Source organism: Bradyrhizobium septentrionale, from assembly GCF_011516645.4.
In the GTDB taxonomy this organism is placed as follows: Bacteria; Pseudomonadota; Alphaproteobacteria; order Rhizobiales; family Xanthobacteraceae; genus Bradyrhizobium; species Bradyrhizobium septentrionale.
Genome location: NZ_CP088285.1, coordinates 7,956,054 through 7,977,925 on the forward strand (window position 1 = coordinate 7,956,054; position 21,872 = coordinate 7,977,925).

The window sequence follows — 21,872 nt, forward strand, 5'->3', positions numbered from 1 at the left end:
GACCCTTGTTCAGTGGCGGCGGTGGGCGTTGAGCCGATTTTCGACGAACAGCGAGTAGCGCGACATTCCAAAGCAGAACACGAAATAGATGAGGCCGGCGAAGGCGAAGCCGGTGAAGGCGGTCGTCGGCGTGGTCCAGACCGGATCGGCGAACGACGCCCGCAATGAGCCCAACAGATCGAACAGCGCGACGATCGATACCAGCGAGGTATCCTTGAACAGCCCGATGAAGGTGTTGACGATGCCGGGAATGACGTAGCGCAGCGCCTGCGGCAACACGATCAGCGACGTCGTCTTCCACCATGACAGGCCAAGCGCGGACGCGGCTTCCGGCTGCCCGCGCGGCACGGCCGCCAGGCCGCCCCTGATCACCTCGGCCAAGTAGGCACCGGTGAACAGCGCGACTCCGATCAGCGCGCGCATCAGGCCGTCGACGGCGAAATTGCCCGGCACGAACAGCGGCAGCATGTAGGTCGCGAAGAACAGCACCGTGATCAGCGGCACGCCGCGCCAGAATTCGATGAAGGTGATCGAGAATATCCGGATCAGCGGAATGCTCGACCGACGGCCGAGCGCCAGGGCGATCCCGATCGGCATCGAGGCGACGATGCCGGTGATGGCGATCACCAGCGTCACCAGAAGGCCGCCCCACAGCCGCGTATCGACGATCGGAAGGCCGCCGCGGTCGAGCCCCATCAGCTTGATCACGATAGCGATCCCGGCAAACGTCACGAGGCTGCCAATCAGCGCCCGGCGGCCGGTGCGCACGCCACCTCCGAGAACGAACAGAACGGCGGAGACGATCACGGCGGTGACGAGAAAGTCGACCCAGACCGGTTGCGACGAGGCCTGCATCTGGTCGCGCAGCCAGCTCAGCGGATAGATCAACCAGTGGATCAGCAAGCCGATCAGGACGATCAGCTTGCCGAGCACCCAGAACAACGGAGCGATCGCCGAGGTCTTGCTGAGATTGACCAGGATCTGCCCGGCGCCGCCAATGCTCTCGTCGAACAGCTGCAACACGCCGGCCGTCCAGCTCACGCCGAATCCGGCGATGCCGCCGCCGTGCAGCAGGAACAACGCCACCGCCGGGAAGGCGAAGAAGAACAGGCCGGAGTTCACCCCCTTGGCCGGCAGTCGCGGAACGAGCAGCGGCAGCAGCAATAGTGTGGCGAGCAGGAAGGTCAGATTGACGCGCCAGCGCTGGGCTTCCGGATAGAAGCCATAGATCAGCTGCGCCAGCTTGGCCTGGATATAGGGCCAGCAGGCGCCGACCGCGTGTCCGGCGTTCTCAGTGAGGCACGCGGTGCGGTCCTTGCCAGTCCAGACCGCGTCGACCAGCAGGAACTTGGCCGCCGGGATAATCGTGAACCAGACCAGCAGCAGCCCGAGGATCGTGAGCAGGATGTTGCCCGGCGAGCTCAGCAGCCGCGAACGCACCAGGCCGATGAAGCCGGTGGTCTTTGCCGGCGCGGGGCGCTCGGGGACCAGATCCTGTCGGACAAAGGACGACGCGGCCATATCCGTCATGTCGCCAGGCTCCGGTTGATGCGCCAGCCGTAGATGCTCATGATGGCGCTCGTTGTCAGCGAGAGCAGCAGGTAGACGCCCATCGTCATGGCGATGATCTCGATCGCCTGCCCGGTCTGACTGACCGCCGTGCCGGCGAACACCGACACCAGATCCGGATAGCCGATGGCGACCGCCAGCGACGAGTTCTTGGTGAGGTTGAGGTACTGGCTGGTGAGCGGCGGCACGATGACGCGCATCGCCTGCGGCACCACGATCAGCCGCAACGTCGTACTGCGGCTCAGGCCGAGCGAGGAGCCCGCCTCCATCTGTCCCTTGTGCACCGACAGAATGCCGGCGCGAACGATCTCGGCGATGAAAGCCGCCGTGTAGGTCGACAACGCCACCGTAAGCGCGACGAATTCCGGGATGATGCGCGCCCCGCCGGCGAAGTTGAAGCCTTTCAGCTGCGGCAGCTCGAAGGTGACCGGCCAGCCGAAGATCAGCATCGCGACCAGCGGCAGGCCGACGAGGCAACAAGCGACATAAGGCCCGATCCGGATCACCTGCCCGCGCTGGAACAGAGCGCGCTTCGCATAGTGCCGCAAGCCCAGCGCCGCAACGATGCCGATCGCGAGTGCAGCCAGGAACGGATCCAGCCCCGGCTCGCTGACCGGTCGCGGCACGATCAGGCCGCGGTTGTTGAGAAAGAACGCACTGAAGACCGAGATGCTCTGCCGCGGCGCCGGCAGCGCAGCTAGCACCGCGAGATACCAGAACAGGATCTGGAACAGGAGCGGCAGGTTTCGGATGATCTCGACATAGATGCCGCCGATCCGCGACAGCAGCCAGTTCGGCGACAACCGGCAGAGCGCCACGATGAAGCCGATCACGGTCGCGAAGACAATGCCGATCACCGAGACCAGGATCGTGTTCAACAAGCCGACGAAGAACACGCGCCAGTAGGTGTCGGCATTTGTGTAGGCGATCAGGCTCTGACTGACGTCAAAGCCCGCATTGTAGTTGAGGAAGCCGAAGCCCGACGCAATGTGCTGGGTCTCCAGGTTCAAGCGTGCATTCGCCACGATCTCATAGGCGATCCAGGCCAGGATCGCGGCGAAGCCGATCTGGGCGGCCAACCCGTTCCAGCCGGCCTTGCCGCCAAGCATACGCTTCAGCCTGAGGGCAAATTGCAGCGGTGGTTTTCGGGGCGCGATGCTCATCGCGGCAGCCGTTGGCTGGGCCGATCAGCGGATCGGCGGTGCGTACTGGATCCCGCCCTTGTTCCAGAGATTGTTGACGCCGCGGGCGATGCCGAGGGGCGAGCCGGTGCCGACGTTACGCTCGAAGGTTTCGCCGTAATTGCCGACCGCCTTGACGATGCGCACGACCCAGTCCTTGGTGAGGCCGAGCTGTTCGCCCAGATTGCCGTCGGTGCCGAGCACCCGCTTCATTTCCGGCTTGTCCGATTTCAACATCGCGTCGACGTTCTTCTGGGTGATGCCGAGTTCCTCGGCATTGATCATCGCAAACAGCGTCCACTTCACGATGTCGAACCACTGGTCGTCGCCGTGACGCACCATCGGCCCCAACGGTTCCTTGGAAATGATCTCCGGAAGCACGATGTGATCGGCGGCATTCGCGAGCTTCAGGCGGCTGGCATAGAGCCCGGAGGCGTCGTCGGTGAAGACGTCGCAGCGTCCGGATTCATATGCCTTGACGGCCTCGTCGATGGTGCCGAAAGCGATCACCTCGTACTTCATGTTGTTGCCCTTGAAGAAGTCGGCGAGATTCTGCTCCGTCGTGGTGCCGGTCTGCACGCAGACCGAGGCGCTGTTCAGCTCGAGAGCCGAATTGACCTTGAGCGACTTCTTCACCATGAAGCCCTGCCCGTCATAATAGGTCACGCCGGTGAAATTGGCGCCGAGCGAGGTATCGCGCGACACCGTCCAGGTGGTGTTGCGCGACAGCACGTCGATCTCACCGGATTGCAGCGCCGTGAAGCGGTCCTTGGCCGACAGCGGCACGAACTTGACCTTGGTCGGGTCGTCGAAAATCTCGGCCGCAATGGCCCGGCAGACGTCGACATCGATCCCGGTCCAGTTGCCCTTGTCATCAGGCGATGAAAAACCAGGCAGACCCTGGCTGACGCCGCAGGACAATTGACCGCGGTCCTTGACCGTCTTGAGGGTTTGCGCCGAGGCCGCCTGGACCGACAAGGCGGCGGCAGCGGCTAGTATGACAGCCAGGGATACGCGTTTCATGGGCAGGGCCTTTCAGGGTCGTCCGTTGGACGTTTGCTTTGTGATCGCCTCGCGTTCACGGGCCATCCCAATGATCCCTTGCAGCAAAAAGATGCTGATCTGACCGGCAGTTTTGGCGCGCAAACCGGTCAGGCAAGGATCTCAGGTCGCGGCAGGCCCCTCAACGTGCGGCGACTGGTAGTTGCGCCGCATCACATAGCGACTGACGAGCCGGGTCAAGGGGTTGACGCATGTCTTCTGCGTCCTGTTAGTAACACCTCCCGGCGTAGCCCTGTCCTCCCGACGCGTTGCGACCTCGGCAAAAAGTCTAATGGCAGCGATCCATGACCTCCTCCGACGGCTCCAAGCCCTCCCATCCGCAACATGCCGCAACACGCCTGGTCACGGCCGGCCGCGACAGCAAGGCCCAGAAGGGCTTCGTCAACCCGCCGGTCTTTCACGGCTCGACCGTGCTCTATCCGACTGCTGAGGACCTCCACGCCCATCGCGCCGAATTTACCTATGGCCGCCACGGCAGCCCGACCACGCGGGCGCTGCAGGATGTGCTGATCGCACTGGAAGGCCCGCAATGCGCCGGCGTCGGCCTCGCCCCGTCGGGACTGTCCGCCATCAGCACCACGCTGCTCGCCGTGCTCAAGGCCGGCGATCATCTGCTGGTGTGCGACAACGCCTATCGGCCGACCCGCAATTTCTGCGACAATATGCTCAAGCGCTATGGCATCGGGACCAGCTATTTCGATCCGCTGATCGGCGCCGGCATCGAGACGCTGTTCAAGCCGAACACCCGCGCCGTGCTGATCGAGGCGCCCGGCTCGCAGACCTTCGAGATGCCCGATGTGCGGGCGATAGCGGCCGTCGCGCACGCCCGCGGCGCGCTCGTGATCGACGACAACACCTGGGCGACGGCGCTCTATCACCGCTCGCTCGAACAGGGCGTCGACATCAGCATGCAGGCCGGCACCAAATATGTGGGCGGCCACTCCGACATCATGTTCGGCACCATCGCGGCCAATGCGAAGGCCTGGCCGCTGGTGCAAGAGGCGATCCGACTGCTCGGCGTCTGCGCCGGACCCGACGACGTCTATCTCGCGCTGCGCGGGGTGCGCACGCTCTCGGTGCGGCTTGCGCAGCACCACCGCTCCGGGCTCGATATGGCGCGCTGGCTTGCGGCGCGGCCCGAGGTCGAGCGCGTGCTGCACCCGGCCCTCGAGACCGATCCGGGTCACGCGATCTGGAAACGCGACTTCACCGGCGCTTCCGGCCTGTTCAGCATCGTGCTCAAGCCTGTGCCGCAGAGCGCGGTCGATGCGATGCTCAATTCGCTGACGCTGTTCGGCATGGGCTTCTCCTGGGGCGGCTTCGAGAGCCTCGCGATCCCGTTCGACTGCAGCGACTATCGCACCGCGACCAAATGGTCGCCGGGCGGGCCTGCACTGCGGCTACATATCGGGCTGGAAAATCTCGACGACCTCAAGTCCGATCTCGATCGGGGATTTGCGGCGTTGAAGGCCGCGCTCTGATCCTGACGCGCGCCTTCGCGTTAGACGATATTTAACCACGACCGACCGGCCGTGACGCTACGCTGCGACCGACGACGCGCGCGTTGAGCACGCTCGATCTCCGGGATTCTGCGGAGAAGTGACGGCGCCGATAACTCGCCGTTCACCATCCCCACCAATCCCTTAATTGTCCGGACCTTCAATCAAGTTCCCTTATACTTTTGCGGCCGTAGTGATGCTCACGGGAAGGGCTGTCGGTGCCGCAAGGACGTGACTGCCCGGCGTTAAGGGCATTCAGACAATCGCATGAAGACGGCACGCATCGTGGTCCTCGGCATCGCCGGCGTCGCAGGCCTCGCGGCCATGTATCTCGCAAGCATTGGCGATCGCAAACCGGCACCGCCGCCACCGCCGGTGGCGCAGTTGCCGACCGTCGAGGTGCTGGTGGCGAAGTCCGACATCGGCCTCGGTCAGTCGCTCAAGGCCGAAGACGTGCAGTGGCAGCGCTGGCCGGCTGAAACCGCGAGCAGCGCGTTCCTGCGCCACGACACCAATGCCGACGCCATGAACGAAGTGATCGGCTCGATCGCGCGCGCTCCGTTCATCGTCGGCGAACCGATCCGCGAGCAAAAGCTGGTCAAGGCCAATGGCAGCGGCTTCATGGCCGCGATCCTGCCGTCGGGCATGCGGGCAATCTCCACGGAGATCTCGCCGGAGACCGGCGCCGGCGGCTTCATCCTGCCGAACGACCGCGTCGATGTGATCCTGTCGCGACGCGACAAGAATCCCGATCAGCAGCAAGGCACTCGCGACATCGTCACCACCGAAATCCTGCTGTCCAACGTCCGCGTGCTGGCGATCGACCAGGCGCCGAAGGAGAAGGACGGCAACAACTCCCTCGTCGGCAAGACCGTGACCCTCGAGCTCAAGCCCGAACAGGCCGAGACGCTCGCGCGCGCCCGGCAGACCGGCACGCTGGCGCTCGCGCTGCGCAGCATCGCCGACGTCAACGAGACGATCGATCAGACCAACGACCATGCCCCGAAGCGGGGCGAGAGCATCAAGGTGGTTCGCTTCGGCATCCCGAGCTCTCAGACGACACAGAAGTGATGGGGGCTTCGACATGACATCGGGTGCAAGACAACTGGCGACACGGACCACGCTGGTCCGTTCGCTGTCATTCTCGGCGGTGACCGCGCTGATGCTGATCCCTGCCCTCGCCATCGCGGCCGATCCCGACAAGAACGCGGATGTCGCGGTGACGAGCAGCATTGCCGCCAAGACGCGCTTCGTCTCGCTCGGCGTCGGCAAGTCTGTCGTGGTCGACCTGCCGCGCGAGGCCAAGGACGTCCTGGTCGCCGATCCCAAGATCGCCAACGCCGTGATCCGCTCGGCGCAGCGCGCCTACATCATCGGCGCGGCGGTCGGCCAGACCAACGTGGTGTTCTTCGACGCCGACGGCAACCAGGTCGCCTCCTACGACATCGCGATCAAGCGCGATCTCAACGGCATGCGCGCCGCGCTGAAGCAGATGCTGCCGGGCGTCCAGATCGAGGGCGTCGGCGAGAGCGTGGTGCTGAGCGGCACGGTTGCGAGCCCGGTCGAAGCGCAGCAGGCAGGCGAGATCGCCGCGAAGCTGGTCGGCAGCGCCGACAAGGTCGTCAACTCCATCGTGGTGCGCGGTCGTGACCAGGTGATGCTCAAGGTGACCGTCGCCGAAGTGCGCCGCGATGTCGTCAAGCAGCTCGGTGTCGATCTCAGCGCCAACATGAACTACGGCACCGCCGCGGTGGTCTTCAACAACGCCAACGCCTTCACCGCCAACAACGGACCGCTCGCCCCCGGCAACGTTCTGACCGGAGCGGCCCTGAACAAGCTCGGCGTACCGACCGTCACCGCGACGCTGCGCGCGATGGAGAGCGCGGGCGTGGTCAAGACGCTGGCCGAGCCCAACCTCACCGCGATCTCGGGCGAGTCGGCGACCTTTATTTCAGGCGGCGAGTTTCCGATCCCGACCGGCGTCACCTGCCAGACCACGACGTCGGGCACGATCGGCAACTGCGTCCAGACCGTCAGCTTCAAGAAGTTCGGTATCTCGCTCAACTTCACTCCGGTGGTGCTGTCGGAGGGACGCATCAGCCTGAAGGTGATGACCGAGGTCTCCGAAGTCTCGATGGAGAACGCGCTGACCGGCGGCCAGGGCGGCACGACCATTCCCTCGATCAAGACGCGCCGCGCCGACACCACGCTGGAAGTGCCCTCCGGCGGCTCGATCGCGATGGCCGGATTGATCCAGGAACAGACCAAGCAGGCCGTCAACGGAATGCCCGGGGTCGATCAGATCCCGGTCCTCGGCCAGCTGTTCAGGAGCCAGGACTTCGTCAACAACGAGACCGAACTCATGGTCATCGTGACGCCCTATGTGGTGCGTGCCGTCGCGCAGAAGGAATTGTCCCGTCCGGATGACGGCTTTGCCCCGGCGTCCGACGCGCAGTCGGCGCTGCTGGCACGGGTCAATCGCATCTACGGCGTTGCCGCACGTGCCGAACCGATCGGCGCCACGCCGGTCAATTTCGGCTTCATCATCGACTGAGGCGGGAACCTAATGGGGTTGGGGGATCGAACGATGACACGCAACACACGGAACGGTCGGGCCAGAACGCTGCCGCTGTTCGGCGCCCTTCTCGTCAGCGCGATCGCGCTTGGCGGCTGCAATCTGACCGGCGATAATATCACCACCGGCACGGTGCCCGATGACTACCGGCAACGGCACCCGATCGCCGTCACCGAGGGCGAGCAGTCGATCGTGGTCTTCGTCGGCCGGGCCCGCGGCAATCTCACCGAAACCCAGCGCGACGACGTCATGGGACTGGCCCGCACCTGGCGCCGCGAAGGTACCGGCGCGATTGCGATCGACGTGCCGGCCGACACCCCGAACTCGCGCTCGGCGCAGGCGGTGTACCAGGAGATCCGCGGATTGCTCGCGTCGATGGGCGTGCCCGCCCACGCCATCACCCGGCGTGCCTATCGCCTGGACGATCCGCGCGCGCTCGCCACCATCCGCCTCAGCTATCCGAAGATGGCCGCAGTCGCCGGCCCCTGCGGGTTGTGGCCGGCCGACCTCGGTCCCTCGATCTACAATCCCGCCTACAACGAGAACAAGCAGTACGACAATTTCGGCTGCGCCACGCAGCGCAACCTCGCCGCGATGGTCGCCAATCCGTCCGACCTCGAACAGCCCAGGACCGAGACCGCAGCCTACACGCCGCGCCGTTCGATCGCGTTCGAGAAATACCGCAAGGGCGAAACGACCGCGACCACCTATCCCGAAGCCGAGAAAGCCAAGCTGAGCGACGCCGCGAAATGACCGCCGAACAACAAGACGAGCCGCAGCACGGCAACGACTACATCGCGCCGGCACCGCGGATTTCCGTGCAGGCCTTCTGCGCCAGCGTCGCGACCGCCACCACCGCGCGCGCCGCTGCCGACGACCGGCGGCTCGCCAAGGCCCACCTCTCCGTCCATATGGGCGGCATCGCCGCGGCGATCGACACCTATCACAAGGCGCCGACGCCCAACGTCATCATGCTGGAAACCGAGCCGGACAGCGATTTCCTCGCCGGTCTCGACGAGCTTTCCACTGTCTGCGATCCCGGCACCCGCGTCGTCGTGCTCGGCACGCCGGGTGAGGCTGCGCCGTATCGCGAACTGGTGCGGCGCGGCGTCAACGATTACGTCATCGGGCCGGTCAAGGTGCTCGACATCGTGCGCTCGATCTGCAGCCTGTTCTCGTCCTCCGAGGCGGTTTCCGTCGGCCGCCTGATCGCGGTCGCGGGCGCCAAGGGCGGCGTCGGCGCCTCGACCATCGCCCACAATGTCGCCTGGACCATCGCGCGCGACCTCGGGCTGGATTCGGTCGTCATCGATCTCGACCTCGCCTTCGGTACCGCCGGCCTCGACTACAACCAGGATCCGGTGCAAGGCATCGCCAACGCAGTGTACGCACCCGAGCGTCCGGACAGCGCCTTCATGGAGCGCCTGCTTTCGAAGTGCGGCGATCATCTCAGCCTGCTGGCGGCGCCTGCCACCCTCGATCAGGTCTACGATTTCGGTGCCGAAGCGTTCGATGCCATCTTCGATACGATGCGGATGACCACATCCTGCATCGTGCTCGACGTTCCGCATCAATGGACCGCCTGGACCAAACGCGTCCTGGTCGGCGCGGATGATATCCTGATCGTGGCCGAGCCCGACCTCGCCAACATGCGCAACACCAAGAACATGATGAACCTGCTGAAGACCGCGCGGCCCAACGACCGGCCGCCACTCTACTGCCTGAACCAGGTCGGCATGTCGAAACGTCCCGAGATCGAGGTCAAGGACTTCGCCAAGACGATCGACAGCCAGCCGATCGCGGCAATCCCGTTCGACTGCAGGCTGTTCGGAGAGGCCGCCAACAATGGTCAGATGATCGCGGAAGTCTCCGCGCGCCACCGCACCACACGGACCTTTCTGCAGATCGCCCATCGCCTGACCGGCCGCGCCGACCTTGCGGAAGCTCGCGAGTCGTTCCTGTCGCCGATCCTCAGGAAGCTGCAGTCACGCCGCAACGATGGGCGACGCGCGACGGGCTGACGGTGGTGGCCCCCCGCCGCAGGCGCGGGCTGCCAAAATATCGAAAACAACCCCATGCAAAGTAGCTGCCCCCTGCCGGCGTTCGACAAGGCAACTTGACGCGTCGGGCAACTCAGGGATATTCTTCTAATATTCCGAAATCGCATATCCTCCTCGCCCGCACCAGCGCTATTTCCGTTGCGATGGAATCGGAACGGAGCTCTGGATTCTTGTTTTGACGCGTTTTTTCACACGAGCCGGCAGCCACTTCGCGAGAAAACGCTCTAGCTAGCTAGCCTCCCGGACTTTCAGCGCGTGAGGATCTAATCGCGACGGCTGGCGGCAACTGGAATCTTGTCCGCGTCGGCCCGGCTCGCATCCCTGCGCGCCAACAGCCGCTTCAACGCGGCGACATTGGCTGAGCCCTCTTCCGGCGGCAAATCCGCCTTCATGATATTTTCGGCGTCGGCCTGGCGGCCTTGCAGGCCGACCACGACAGCGAGATTGGTGCGCACGCGCATGTCGCCGGGCGCGCGCTCCCGGGCGCGGCGCAGCGTCTCCTCGGCCTTCGGCAGGTCCTTCGACAGCAGATAGGACAGACCGAGATTGGAGAGCACCGACGGATCGTCGGGCACGATCTTGAGCGCACTCGCGTAGTACTGGCGGGCCTCGTCGTGGCGATCGAGCTGATCGAGCACGGCGCCTTGCGCCGACAGGATGCGCCAGTCCGGATCTTCCGGGGTGTGCGCGCGCCCGAGCACGTCGAATGCCTGCTGGAAATTGCCGTTGTCGGCGAGCGCCCGGCCGTAGCCTGCGAGCAGCGCCTTGTTGCTCGGCTGCGCCAGGACCGCCTGCTCCATGACCGCGACCGCCTGCGCCCGCTGGCCGGTGGCGCGCAGCGCCCGGGCGTATTTCAGGGCGGCGTCGGTGTCTTTCGGGTTGGCGCGGACACGCTCGTGGAAGGTCGCGATGTCGCGCCGGGGATCGGCTGGAGCCGGCGTGGCCTCCGCAGTGTCGCCCAATGACCCGGTGATGTCGGACGGACCCGAGGTCTGACAGGCGGACAGCCCGACCAGCAGGACCAGCAGGACCACGGCGGATACTGAGCCGGCGAGGCGGCGCGCGCGGCCTTTCGGTCGGGATAGTTTCTCAGACATCAAATGAGACTCGGAACAGCGAAGGTTCCGGGATGCTCACAGCTTAACCCTAAGTTCCGGTTAAGGATGCCATCATGTCGCCGTCATGCCTGCCCGCGAGGCGGCACGGGCCGCTTCGCGGGTCGTCGGCGTGGTGGCCGATCAGTCGACGAACTGGGCGCCGAATTCGTGTCCGATCTGCCAGGCCAGGCGACACTGACGCGGACTGCCGGTCGAGAGGATGATGGTGAATTCCGGCGGGATCTCGAGATATTCGGCGATCACCTTGACACCTCCGGCGGAGATATCCGTGATCATACAGTCGCGTGGCAGCGACCCCGTGCCCAACTGAATTTTGGCGACGCTCCGGCACGCGCGGCGTTCGCTCTTGCGGCGATTCATGAACATACTGATCCCCAAACCCTCGGCTGGATAGTTTCTCGTTCCTACCGTCATAACGGGGAAAGATTGGGAACGGCCTAGCGGAACCAATCGCAATTGATCGGTCGTGTTCGAGAATCATTTACCGGGGGGCGCGCGCTCGCCCCGGTGTGCCGCCGGCATGCTTTGACCGTGGCACCCTCCCAATATTAACAATTTCCTAATCGCATTGCTGGGGCGTGCTATGATGCACCCTGGGATAGCATTTGCTGTTCCCGACAATTGGGAGGCAAACAGACATGAAAGCCTCGTCACTGCTCGTCGCAGCCGTCCTGTCAGCGGCTCCGGCGTATGCCGGGCCACCGCAACGCGCCAACAACATGACGATCACTGCGGACACCCGCATCGGATGCAACGGCACGACCGGGTGGGGCGGCACGGCGGTGCCGTGCAGGAACTACTACAACTTCGCCAACGTCAACGATTGCCATTCGAAGCTGCTCAGCCTCGGTTGGGATAACAACGCCCTCGCCTGGTACTGCACCAATCTGGGCCTGAAGTAGCCCGTCGGCACCCATAGATCGATCGAGGCCGCCTCGGTTGGCGGCCTCTTTCATGACGGCCCCTCCCCGTCATCAGGTTCCAACGGGAACAAAAAGGGGTTGATATCAGGTCATTTGACTACAGCGTGCGCCCCTTCGACTCGAATTTGCCGGGATATCAGGAAGCATGGGAAGCCTAGTTCTGCTCGATCTGATGGGGGGCGTCGCGCTCCTGCTGTGGGGCCTGCACATGGTCCACAGCGGGATTCTGCGGGCTTTCGGGCCGGATTTGCGGCTGTTGCTGGCGAGAGCGCTGAACAACCGGTTCAGCGCCCTTGGCGCCGGCCTCGGCCTGACCGCCCTGCTCCAGAGCTCGACCGCCACGGCCCTGATCACCAGTTCCTTCGCCGCCGAGGAAATCGTCAGCCTGGTGCCGGCGCTCGCGATCATGCTCGGCGCCAATATCGGCACCACGCTGATCGTGCAGGTGCTGTCGTTCAATGTTGCCGCTGTTGCGCCGGTGCTGTTCATCACCGGCCTCGTCGCGTTCCGCAGCGGGCCACGCTCCCGGATCAAGGATCTCGGCCGCGTCTCGATCGGCCTCGGCCTGATGCTGCTGGCGCTGCACATCCTGCTCGACACGATGGCGCCGGCCGAGAATGCGCCCAGCGTGCGCGTGTTCCTGGGCGCGATCACCGGCGATCCCGTGCTCTGTATCTTCATCGGCGCGGTCGTCACCTGGCTGGTCCATTCCAGCGTCGCCAGCGTGCTGCTGGTGATGTCGCTGGCCTATTCCCAGTTCATCTCGCCCTACGCGGCGTTTGCGCTCGTGCTCGGCGCCAATCTCGGCAGCGCCATCAATCCGTTGATGGAGGGCGCCCGGCGCGACAATCCGGCGAGCTACCGCCTGCCGGTCGGCAACCTCGTCAATCGCATTGTCGGCATCCTGCTGGCGGCACCGTTCCTGCGCCCGATCACCGAGTATATTCATGCCTGGCAGCCCGATCTCGCCAAGGCGACCGCGCTGTTCCACATTGCCTTCAATGTTGCGACCGCGCTGCTGTTCATCGGCGTGCTCGACCACATGGCGCGGCTGCTCGAACGTCTGTTGCCGAAGCGGGCGCAGGAGACCGATCCGTCACGGCCGCGCTATCTCGACGAGAGCGCGCTGGAGACGCCGTCGCTCGCGCTGGCCGATGCCGCACGCGAGGTGCTGCATATGGGCGACCATACCGAGGCCATGTTGCGTAAGGTGATGGCGGCGATGATGACCAACGATCGCGCCCTGGTCGACCAGGTGTCCAAGATGGACAACACCGTCGACCGGCTGAATGAGGCGATCAAGCTTTACGTCACGAAACTCACCCGCGGCAGCCTGGACGAGCGCGAGGGCCAGCGCGCCATGGAGATCGTGTCCTTCGCGATCAATCTCGAGCATATCGGCGACATCATCGACAAGAATCTGAGCGAGCTCGCGACCAAGAAGATCAAGCACCGCCTGCAATTCTCCGCCGAGGGCGCCGAGGAATTGTCGGCGTTCCACAAGCGCACGATCGACTCGCTGCGGATGGCGTTCGGCGTGTTCATGTCGGGCGACGCCAACGAGGCGCGCAAGCTGCTCACCGAGAAGGCGGCGCTGCGCGCGGCCGAACTGACCGCCGTCGAGCGGCATCTGGTGCGCCTGCGCGAAGGCCGGCCCGAGACCATCGAGACCACGTCGCTGCATCTCGACGTGCTGCGCGACCTTCGCCGCATCCATTCGCATATCTGCTCGGTCGCCTACCCCGTGCTCGACGCCGCCGGCGAGACCGCCGCCGATCGCGAGAACGCGGTGGATGCGGCCGAACTTCCGGCGCCCGGGCGGCTCTGATCAAGCGAAGGCGCGCCGAAGCAACACCGCGCCCTGCGATCTCCGCTACGTCGGCGGCCGGTGTTCGGAGCCGGGATGCCGCTGTGGAAACGCGGAGGCGGCGGCGAGCTGGTCGATGCTGTCGCGCTGGCGATCGAACGCGCCAAGGAGATCGCCCTGCAGCAGCCGGCCGCCTGACAATTTCATCCGGAGCGGATCGACGTTGCGGCCGTTGATCCGCACCTCGTAATAGAGATGCGGTCCGGTCGAGAGCCCGGTCGATCCGACATAGGCAATCGTCTCGCCCTGGCGAACCCGGTCGCCGATCTTCAGCCCGGGCGGGAAGCTCGCGACGTGGGCATAGGTCGTCTCATAGCCGCGATCGTGAAGCACACGGATATATTTCCCGTACCCGCGTTCGTACCCTTCGGTCTCGACGACGCCGGCGCCCGCAGCCGCAATCGGCGAACCATAGGACGCGGCATAATCGACGCCCTCATGGAATCGGCGGTCGCCCAGGATCGGATGAGTACGCCAGCCAAAACCGTCACCGAGGCGCCCGCTCACAACCGGCTTGCGCAACAGGAATCTGGTAATGGACTGGCCAGCCTCATCGTAGAAATCGGAGCTGCCGTCGTCCGGCGCCGTGAATCGGTAGTAGCGGCGCGTCTGCCCGCCCGCGGTCAGGTCAATGAAGACCAGCTCCGGTTGGCCAATTTCGTTGGGGGCATACATGATCTCAGCCACATCGGCGTCGCCGAGTGGCTCATCGAGGTCGAAATCGCGGCCACACAGGCGCATCAGTTCGGCAACGATGCCCTCATCGACGTGATTGGAGCGTGCAAGCGCGTTGAGACCATCACGTAGCGTTTCACCGGGGACGGAATGCGTGTCGATCGACTCACGCAGCAAGCTCTCGCTCCGCAACGTGACATCCGGCTGTTCCGGCACGATCGCCTGGTATTGGCCGCTATCGGCGCGACCGACGGCGGACACACTGGCATCCGCCCGTTCGATCGACACTTTCGCGACATGGCCAAGTGCCGAACCGGCCTCTCCGTCTTGTTCGACGATCGTGATTTTCTCGCCACCCGACAGCGTCTCCTGGCCGCCGGCCGACGGGAAAGCGGCAAGGATCGCCGGCGCGTCCGCAGCAGCCGCAGTTAACGCCCGCAGAATGGCCGACAGCGTATCACCGCTTCTGGCGATAATGACGTGTCGGTGGTGACGAGACGGCGAAGGAGATTTGGGAAGGCTGGTTACGTTGATCACCTCACCTGTCGGCGAAGGCGGACGCGGCGCGTCTTCATCGTCTGCATAGGCGCTGGTGCCGCCCGGCAGCCCACCGCGTGATGGAACTGCTCGCATGATCGATGGCAACTCTGGCAGCAGCGCGCGTTGCGAGCTCACTCGCTGATCGTCCTTACTGTCTCCCGGTGCTTCGCGACGATGGTCCTGTTGTGGTTCGGGATCGATCTCCGCGAGTCGCGCTGACACGCGGGTAAATCGACGGACCGAACCGGCATCGCTCAGCTGCTCGATCCTGAGCGCAGAGGGATTGCCTTGCGCGTCGGGCCTCCGATCCAGACGGTCGCCGCGCCGCGCCTCGTCAACCACCTGCCCTGTGAAGCGCGGAAGTGACACGACCGGCGGTACTGCGAATCGCATGTGATCGCCGAATGCTCCGCGAAGCGCGCCAACAAGGAGCGCGACAGCAGCGGCGCCAATCAGAACCGTCCCCGCCATCCAGCGGAGACTGACCGCGCGCCGGTCCGGCGGCTCGCCCTCGCCGGTCAGCGGCGGCTCCTCAAGCAAAGGGGCATTGCGGACGCTCGATAGATGACCCGCTTTGGTCGCTTCGCCACGGCCGGTCATCAACGCCCCTCATCCCCTTGGCGCACGGTCTCGAGATGCCGCCACGCCCACGGCAAGCCGTAGATGCCATACGCCTTGGGGCGATTGTTTGACCTTCGTTGAGGTGCGGTCCAATTAATACCGAGCCGGGCCGATGCTGCATCTGTCGAGACTCGGGAGGAGGCTCAGCATACCGCTCGCCGCGCTGACAACCGCAGAGATCAGCGCTCAAGCGTCCTCGACGCGGAGCCCCGGCTTTTCACGATCAGCATGATGTTGCGGATGTAGATCAGCGTGGCGAGGCCCTGCCCGATGATGATGACGGGCTCGCGCTTGGCAAGGCCGTAGATCAGGGTCATCAGACCGCCGCCCATCGAGAAGAACCAGAACGCCATCGGCACCACGCTCTGGCCGGCGCGCTCGCTGGAAATCCACTGCACCAGGAAGCGCGCGGTGAACAGCAATTGCGCGACGAGGCCGAACGCCAGCCAGAAGTCGAACTTGGCGACGAACACGTCGTAGAAATAGGCGCTCAGCGCCTGGCCGTACTGAATCAGCATCACTTCACCTTGGTCACGACCGGCACTTCTGCGACATCAGGCACTTCAGTGACATCAGGCACTTCGGTGACGACCGGCGTCGGCTTCTTGCGGCGGATCAGCCACCATACGCCGGCGAGATCCATGATCCCGATCCAGAGCCGGTCGAAGAATCCGTAATTCGACACGCCGGAATGCCGCGGGCGGTCGACGACGTCGACATAGGCAATCGTGAGCCCCTCGCGGCGGACCAGCGCCGGCAGGAAACGATGCAGCCCGTCGAAATAGGGCATCGCCAGGAACACCTCGCGTGGAAACGCCTTCAGTCCGCAGCCGGTGTCGCGGGTGCCGTCACGCAGGATGACGCTGCGCACGTTATTGGCGATGCGCGATTGCAGTTTCTTGAAGCCGGTGTCCTTGCGCCCGACGCGCTGGCCTGCGGCAAGCCCGACGCGGCCATTGCCGCTCGCGATCGCCGCGATCAGGTCCGGCAGGAAAGCGGGATTGTTCTGGCCGTCGCCATCGAGCGTCGCCACGATCGCACCGCGCGCGGCACGAACGCCGCTGCGCACGGCGGCCGACTGGCCCGACGAGACGGCGTGGCGGAGCTGCCGCAGATTGGGCCGCTGCGCCATGATCGCGCTCAGCCGTTCGCCGGTGGCATCGGTCGAGCCGTCATTGACGTAGACGATCTCGTAGGCCCAGCGCCCGTCGAGGGCGGCCGCGATCTCGGCGATCAGCGGCGCGATATTGTCCGCCTCGTTGCGCACAGGCACGACGATGGAAACGGCGACCGGCATCTGGTCGGGAGCAGGCAAATCGGCACTCGTGGTTGGTGTTATCGGCGATGGAACCAGCCCGATCCGGCCGTCGGGCGACCGCTTTTATGGGGCGAAGGCGCTCCTCGCAACCCTTTTGAGGCGCCCTTCCGAGGGCCCGGACAGGGCCACGACGGTGCCATCGTGATGAATGGCGAAACCAAGGCGGCGGGCAGCGAACCAGTAGCGCACGGCCATCGCGCCGATCACGCCGACCAGCGCGCCGGCCACCACGTCGCTCGGATGATGGGCCAACAACACCAGCCGGGTCGCGGCGATGATCAGCGCATAGACCAGCATCGCAACCCTCGCGCCCGGCCACACCGCCGACACGGCAAAGGCCAGCGCGAATGCCGTGATCGAATGTCCCGACGGAAAGCTCGCATAGGCCTCGGTGCCGGCGAAGTGCTGGAAGTTGAAGGCATTGGCCTTGCCGCCGACAAATGGCCGCCCGCGGCCGACGATCCACTTGATCACTTCCCCGAGCGCCACCGACAGCACGACGGACAGGAACAAATATTGCAACCTCGTTCCGAGGCCGAGCAGGGTCGCGCGCGGCACGCCGCGCAGCGCCGGCGCTGCCAATGCGACAGCGACCAGCAACAGGCCGAGCGCGCACAGCACATATTCGTCCTTGCCAAAATCAGTCAGGATTCGCGCCCACCAGAGGCCCGGCGTGCCGCGCGGCGGCATCAAGCTGATTTCCGCGACGTCCAACGCGTACATCAGTGTGATGATGGCAGCGCCAAGGATGACGACGAGCAGGAGCACGTGGCGTGCCGAGCGCCGCGCCGCGTCGGCCCGGCGCGAATGCGACGGTGCACGCACGAGCTGAGCAAGCGACAGCCAGACCAGCGTCAGCAATCGTCCGAAATAGTTGGCGGATTCCAGGGTGGCTGGCGGCCGAGGCATGTCACTCCGTTCCTTCGGAACGGAAGATCGCGATCGAGACCGCCTTGCCCTGCGAGATGTTGTAGCCCTCGACGCGCACCGGCGCGTTGTAGCGCAGGCCGATCGCCTCGGCGCGCTGCACGAAGGACCGCTCCGAGCGCTGCTCGACCAGCGCGAAGCGGCAGGAGCCCTGCCCCAGGAAATCGGCGGCGCCCGATCCGTCGGTGAGCAGCGTCGAGGTATCGGTCATGAACACCAGACTCGGCTCGTGGAAGCCTGCGGCCGCAGCTTTCGGGCCGACGCAGGTCACGTTGCGCAAGGCGCGTGCGACCTCCTGGCTCGGAAACACGGTGGTGAGTCGCGGCAGCACCACACCATAGGTGCCGGCCGCCATCAGCGCCGCGGCGATCACCGCATTGAGCAGCGAGCGCTCGGCACGGCTGTCCTCGAACATCCACCAGGCGATCAGACCGAACACCATTGCGACGGCGAACAGAGGCCAGGCCGGAAACACTGGCTGATGGATAGCCTTGATGGCGCCGACGATCACCAGCACCGAGGCACAGGCGGGGATCGCGAACCACCAGGCGGCGCCACGCAACAGCCAGGAGGAGCGCGACAGCACGCGCCGCTCCAGCGCGCCCACGGTCAGGATCGCGATCGCCGGATAAAGCGGCAGCACGTAATGCGGCAGTTTGGTCAGCACGGCCTCGAACACGATCCAGGACGGGATCAGCCAAGCCAGCAGGAATTGCGCGCCGGGCTCGCGCCGCGCGCGCCAGATCGCCGGCGCCGCCATGCCGGCGAGCGGCGCACCGGGCCAGAACGTGATCCAGAACAGCAGCAGATAGACCCCGGGCGGCGCGCCGTGGGATTCCTGCGCGCCCAGCTTGCTCAGCATGTCGCCGCCGACCGAGTCGGCAAAGAAGGTCTCACCGGCGCGCAGGAAGATCAAAACGAACCACGGCAGCACCAGCACCAGGGTCCACATCAGGCCCCAGACCGGGCGCATGCGCCAGAACCATGCCGCCGATCGATCGAGTATAGCGAGCGCGGCCATCGCGAGACCGACGAACATCAGGATCAGCGGCCCCTTGAGCAGGATGCCGACCGCCAGCGCCGTCCAGAAGATCGCGGGCGGCCCCCATGACGGACGCGCCGGATCCTCGCCGCGCTGCCAGGACAGATAGACCCGCGCCATCGCGCCCATCGCGGCGGTGACCGTCAAGAGCAGCATCGCGTCGGTCTTGGCGAGCCGCGCCTCGACCCCGAGCAGCACGCAACTTGCCATCATCAAGGCGGCCAGCACCGCCCCCTGTCGCGTCACGAAGGCGAGTGCCGTCCAATAGGTCAGCAACACCGCGCCGATCGCGCCGATCAGCGACGGCAGGCGGTAGACCCAGATGCGGGCTTGGGCGCGCGGCACCCCGAGCGCGGAGATCGTCTTCAGCGCCGCCGCCTGCATCCAGTAGATGCCGACCGGTTTCTTGTAGCGGACGTCGTCCTGGAAACGGATATCGACGAAATCGCCGCTCTCGACCATCTGCTTGGTCGCCTGGGCAAAGCGCACCTCGTCGCGGTCGATCGGCGGGATGGTGAAGAGGCCCGGCAGGAACAACACCAGGCAGGTCAGCGTCAGGAACAGGATCGAACGCCATTGGCTGGCCGTTGCGAACTCGAACGCCATGAACAGCCTGCGGCTCGAATGCGCAGGTTTTACAGACTGTTGCCCTGCTCCGAAGCGCCGGGGTTGGAGGCTATCCACCATGGGTTTCGCATACGATGAAACCGCAGCGCAAACAACCGTGCAGTTCCGCTTTCCTGCGCGATCATTGCACGCGGATCACAACGGTATCCGCTGCCCCCGTGGCGTCGATCACGGTCAGCCGCGCGAAGCCTGGTCCGGGCGGGTCAATCAGGCGCTGGCGGCGGCTGTCGATGTCCCCGGCTGAGACACCATTGACGAGCACGGTCAGAGGCAACACACCGCCGGCGACCTTGACCGGCATCGGCGCATTACCGCCGCTTTCGGAACGATCTACGTCGATGCGCGAGCCGTTCAGCGGAAACTGGATGTGCGGCGCCTGGTCATTGCCGCTGCGGATCAGTTCGCCGAGCGGCCGGAACCGGCGCAGCGGCGGCGGTAATTTTGCGTTGGAAGCGACCAGCACGCCACGCGGCGGCTTGGGCAATGCGGCCGGGATCTTGCCGGTGCGCGCAAAGGCATCGAACAGGATCGGCGCGGCCGCGGTGCGGCCGACCAGGCCCGGCACCGGCGCGCCGTCCGGACGGCCGACCCAGACACCGATCGTGATGCGGCCGTCGAAGCCGACCGACCAGGCGTCACGATAGCCGTAGCTGGTGCCGGTCTTGAACGCGATCCGGTTGTGCACGCCATTCTCCGGCGGCGGCGTGCCGAGCAGGACATTGCCGACCTGCCAGGCCGCAGCCTGGTCCATCAGCCGCATCGTGTCACGGCTATCGCTCGCCTGCATGATCTCGCGCAGCGGTTTCGTCGCGCCGAGCCGCGCCAGGCCAGAGTACAGCTGGGCAAGATCCTGCAGCGTGATGCCGACGCCGCCGAGTCCCATCGCCAGGCCCGGCGCCTCGTCCTTCGGCAGCACCAGACTGGTGCCGGCCTGCTTCAGCCGTGACGACAGCCGGCTCGCGCCGACCCGGTCGAGCAGCGCGATCGCCGGCACGTTCAGCGACAATTGCAGCGCCTTGCGGATCGGCACCGTGCCCTGGAAAGTCATGTCGAAATTCTCCGGCGCGTAGGAGCCGAAGCGGATCGGCCGATCCTCGATCAGGCTGTCGGGGTGGACAAAACCATCCTCGAAGGCGAGGCCATAAATGAAGGGCTTCAAGGTCGAGCCCGGCGAGCGCACCGCGCGCGTCATGTCGACCTGCCCGGCCCGCCGCTCATCGAAATAATCCGCCGAGCCGACGCGCGCGAGCACGTCGCCCGTTTCATTGTCGACCACGATGATCGCGACCGAGACGTCAGGCCCCTGCGCGACGGCGCGGTCGCGCGCCAGCGCCTCCAGGTTCCGCTGCAGCGTGGCGTCCAGCGTCAGCTTGATGACGGGCGCATCCTTCATCGTCGCGATCGCCTGATCAGACGAATGCGGCGCCAGGATCGGGATCTGCTTGCGCATCTTCGGTACCGCCGTCGCCCTGGCCTGCGCAGCGTCCTCCTTCGACACCGCGCCATCCTCGACCATGCGGCCGAGCACGCGGTCGCGCGCGGCGTGCGCAGCTTCGGGGAAACGGTCGAGCCGACGGCGCTCCGGCGATTGCGGCAGCGCCACCAGCAGCGCGGCTTCGGCAAGCGAGAGCCGCTTCGGCTCCTTGCCGAAATAGGCGATCGAGGCGGCGCGCACGCCCTCGAGATTGCCGCCGAACGGCGCCAGCGCGAGATAGAGATCGAGGATCTGGTCCTTCGAGAGCTGCCGCTCCAGTTCAACCGCGCGCACCATCTGCCGCAGTTTTGCGTAGACCGAGCGCTGGTGCCGCGGCTCGATCAGCCGCGCCAGCTGCATGGTGATGGTCGAGCCGCCGGAGACGATATGACCGCGGGTGAGAAGCTGGAATCCGGCGCGCGACAGCGCCAGCGGATCGACGCCGTGATGCTCATAGAAGCGCTTGTCCTCATAGGCGAACAACAGCTTCAGATAAGTCGGATCGACCGACGTCTTCGCGTCGACCGGCAGCCGCCAGCGCCCGTCCGCCATCGCATAGGCACGGAGCAGCTTTCCATTGCGGTCGATAACCGTGGTCGAGACCTGCTGCGCCTGCGTGAGCGGCAGCGGCCCGAGCGAAACAACCCAGGCGGCGAAGGCGCCGGTGATCGCGATGAGCACGACCGCGATTGCGGCGACGACGCGAAGCGCCCGTCTCCGGCCACCGCCGTCATGGCCGGGCTTGACCCGGCCATCCACGACTTTCGTCCCGCTTGGCGAGCCTGTGGATCCCC

The 21,872-nt window shown here is 65.4% G+C and carries 18 protein-coding genes; 7 read left to right on the plus strand and 11 right to left on the minus strand.

The window, feature by feature from the left end:
• Positions 1–9 precede the first annotated feature (9 nt).
• From HAP48_RS39810 to HAP48_RS39820, 3 genes are read right to left on the minus strand one after another with little or no spacing between them, the layout of a single operon-like run.
• Positions 10–1,530: an amino acid ABC transporter permease gene (locus HAP48_RS39810; protein ID WP_166205263.1), complete on the minus strand. Its 1,521-nt coding sequence runs from the start codon at positions 1,528–1,530 to the stop codon at positions 10–12.
• Positions 1,527–2,732: an amino acid ABC transporter permease gene (locus HAP48_RS39815; protein ID WP_166205264.1), complete on the minus strand. Its 1,206-nt coding sequence runs from the start codon at positions 2,730–2,732 to the stop codon at positions 1,527–1,529. The genes HAP48_RS39810 and HAP48_RS39815 overlap by 4 nt, the downstream gene beginning before the upstream one ends.
• 24 nt (positions 2,733–2,756) lie before the next feature.
• Positions 2,757–3,773, minus strand: coding sequence for an amino acid ABC transporter substrate-binding protein (locus HAP48_RS39820; RefSeq protein ID WP_166205265.1), 1,017 nt, complete (start codon positions 3,771–3,773; stop codon positions 2,757–2,759).
• Positions 3,774–4,096: 323 nt separating this feature from the next.
• On the opposite strand from HAP48_RS39820, the gene metC reads away from it, so the two are divergent.
• The 5 genes from metC to HAP48_RS39845 all read left to right on the plus strand — a co-directional run bounded on the left by metC (position 4,097) and on the right by HAP48_RS39845 (position 9,907).
• The gene (gene metC, locus HAP48_RS39825; protein ID WP_166205266.1) at positions 4,097–5,293 is read left to right on the plus strand and encodes a cystathionine beta-lyase; all 1,197 of its coding nucleotides are present in this window, start codon (positions 4,097–4,099) and stop codon (positions 5,291–5,293) included.
• Positions 5,294–5,578: 285 nt separating this feature from the next.
• Entirely contained in the window at positions 5,579–6,382 is an 804-nt protein-coding gene (gene cpaB, locus HAP48_RS39830; RefSeq protein ID WP_166205267.1) for a Flp pilus assembly protein CpaB, read from the plus strand.
• Positions 6,383–6,395: 13 nt separating this feature from the next.
• Positions 6,396–7,865 (plus strand): type II and III secretion system protein family protein, encoded by a 1,470-nt coding sequence (locus HAP48_RS39835; RefSeq protein WP_166205268.1) that lies wholly within the window; start codon positions 6,396–6,398, stop codon positions 7,863–7,865.
• A gap of 33 nt (positions 7,866–7,898) precedes the next feature.
• Positions 7,899–8,639 (plus strand): CpaD family pilus assembly protein, encoded by a 741-nt coding sequence (locus HAP48_RS39840; RefSeq protein WP_166205269.1) that lies wholly within the window; start codon positions 7,899–7,901, stop codon positions 8,637–8,639.
• Positions 8,636–9,907, plus strand: coding sequence for a CpaE/TadZ family protein (locus HAP48_RS39845; RefSeq protein WP_166205270.1), 1,272 nt, complete (start codon positions 8,636–8,638; stop codon positions 9,905–9,907). Before HAP48_RS39840 ends, HAP48_RS39845 begins: the two co-directional genes overlap by 4 nt.
• Positions 9,908–10,209: 302 nt before the next feature.
• On the opposite strand, the gene HAP48_RS39850 is transcribed toward HAP48_RS39845, so the two are convergent.
• Both HAP48_RS39850 and HAP48_RS39855 read right to left on the minus strand, forming a co-directional pair.
• A complete protein-coding gene (locus tag HAP48_RS39850) occupies positions 10,210–11,043 on the minus strand; it encodes a tetratricopeptide repeat protein (protein WP_224496793.1) in 834 nt (277 codons plus the stop codon).
• Positions 11,044–11,184: 141 nt separating this feature from the next.
• Complete coding sequence (locus HAP48_RS39855; RefSeq protein WP_029083893.1) at positions 11,185–11,430, minus strand: PilZ domain-containing protein; 246 nt, start codon at positions 11,428–11,430, stop codon at positions 11,185–11,187.
• Between the two features lie 272 nt (positions 11,431–11,702).
• On the opposite strand from HAP48_RS39855, the gene HAP48_RS39860 reads away from it, so the two are divergent.
• On the plus strand, positions 11,703–11,966 hold the full coding sequence (locus HAP48_RS39860; protein ID WP_166205271.1) for a hypothetical protein: 264 nt from the start codon (positions 11,703–11,705) through the stop codon (positions 11,964–11,966).
• A gap of 166 nt (positions 11,967–12,132) precedes the next feature.
• A complete protein-coding gene (locus tag HAP48_RS39865; protein WP_166205272.1) occupies positions 12,133–13,815 on the plus strand; it encodes a Na/Pi cotransporter family protein in 1,683 nt (560 codons plus the stop codon).
• Positions 13,816–13,860: 45 nt separating this feature from the next.
• On the opposite strand, the gene HAP48_RS39870 is transcribed toward HAP48_RS39865, so the two are convergent.
• The 6 genes from HAP48_RS39870 to pbpC form a co-directional block, all read right to left on the minus strand.
• A complete protein-coding gene (locus HAP48_RS39870; protein ID WP_166205273.1) occupies positions 13,861–15,669 on the minus strand; it encodes a M23 family metallopeptidase in 1,809 nt (602 codons plus the stop codon).
• 200 nt (positions 15,670–15,869) lie between these two features.
• Complete coding sequence (locus HAP48_RS39875; protein ID WP_166205274.1) at positions 15,870–16,208, minus strand: lipid-A-disaccharide synthase N-terminal domain-containing protein; 339 nt, start codon at positions 16,206–16,208, stop codon at positions 15,870–15,872.
• Positions 16,208–16,987 (minus strand): glycosyltransferase family 2 protein, encoded by a 780-nt coding sequence (locus tag HAP48_RS39880; protein ID WP_166215584.1) that lies wholly within the window; start codon positions 16,985–16,987, stop codon positions 16,208–16,210. The genes HAP48_RS39875 and HAP48_RS39880 overlap by 1 nt, the downstream gene beginning before the upstream one ends.
• Positions 16,988–17,071: 84 nt before the next feature.
• Positions 17,072–17,917 carry a phosphatase PAP2 family protein gene (locus HAP48_RS39885; RefSeq protein WP_166205275.1) on the minus strand — a complete coding sequence of 282 codons (846 nt, stop codon included), beginning with the start codon at positions 17,915–17,917 and terminating at the stop codon, positions 17,072–17,074.
• Position 17,918: 1 nt separating this feature from the next.
• On the minus strand, positions 17,919–19,664 hold the full coding sequence (locus HAP48_RS39890) for an ArnT family glycosyltransferase (RefSeq protein ID WP_166205276.1): 1,746 nt from the start codon (positions 19,662–19,664) through the stop codon (positions 17,919–17,921).
• 61 nt (positions 19,665–19,725) lie between these two features.
• Positions 19,726–21,837, minus strand: coding sequence for a penicillin-binding protein 1C (gene pbpC, locus HAP48_RS39895; RefSeq protein WP_166205277.1), 2,112 nt, complete (start codon positions 21,835–21,837; stop codon positions 19,726–19,728).
• Between the last annotated feature and the right edge of the window lie 35 nt (positions 21,838–21,872).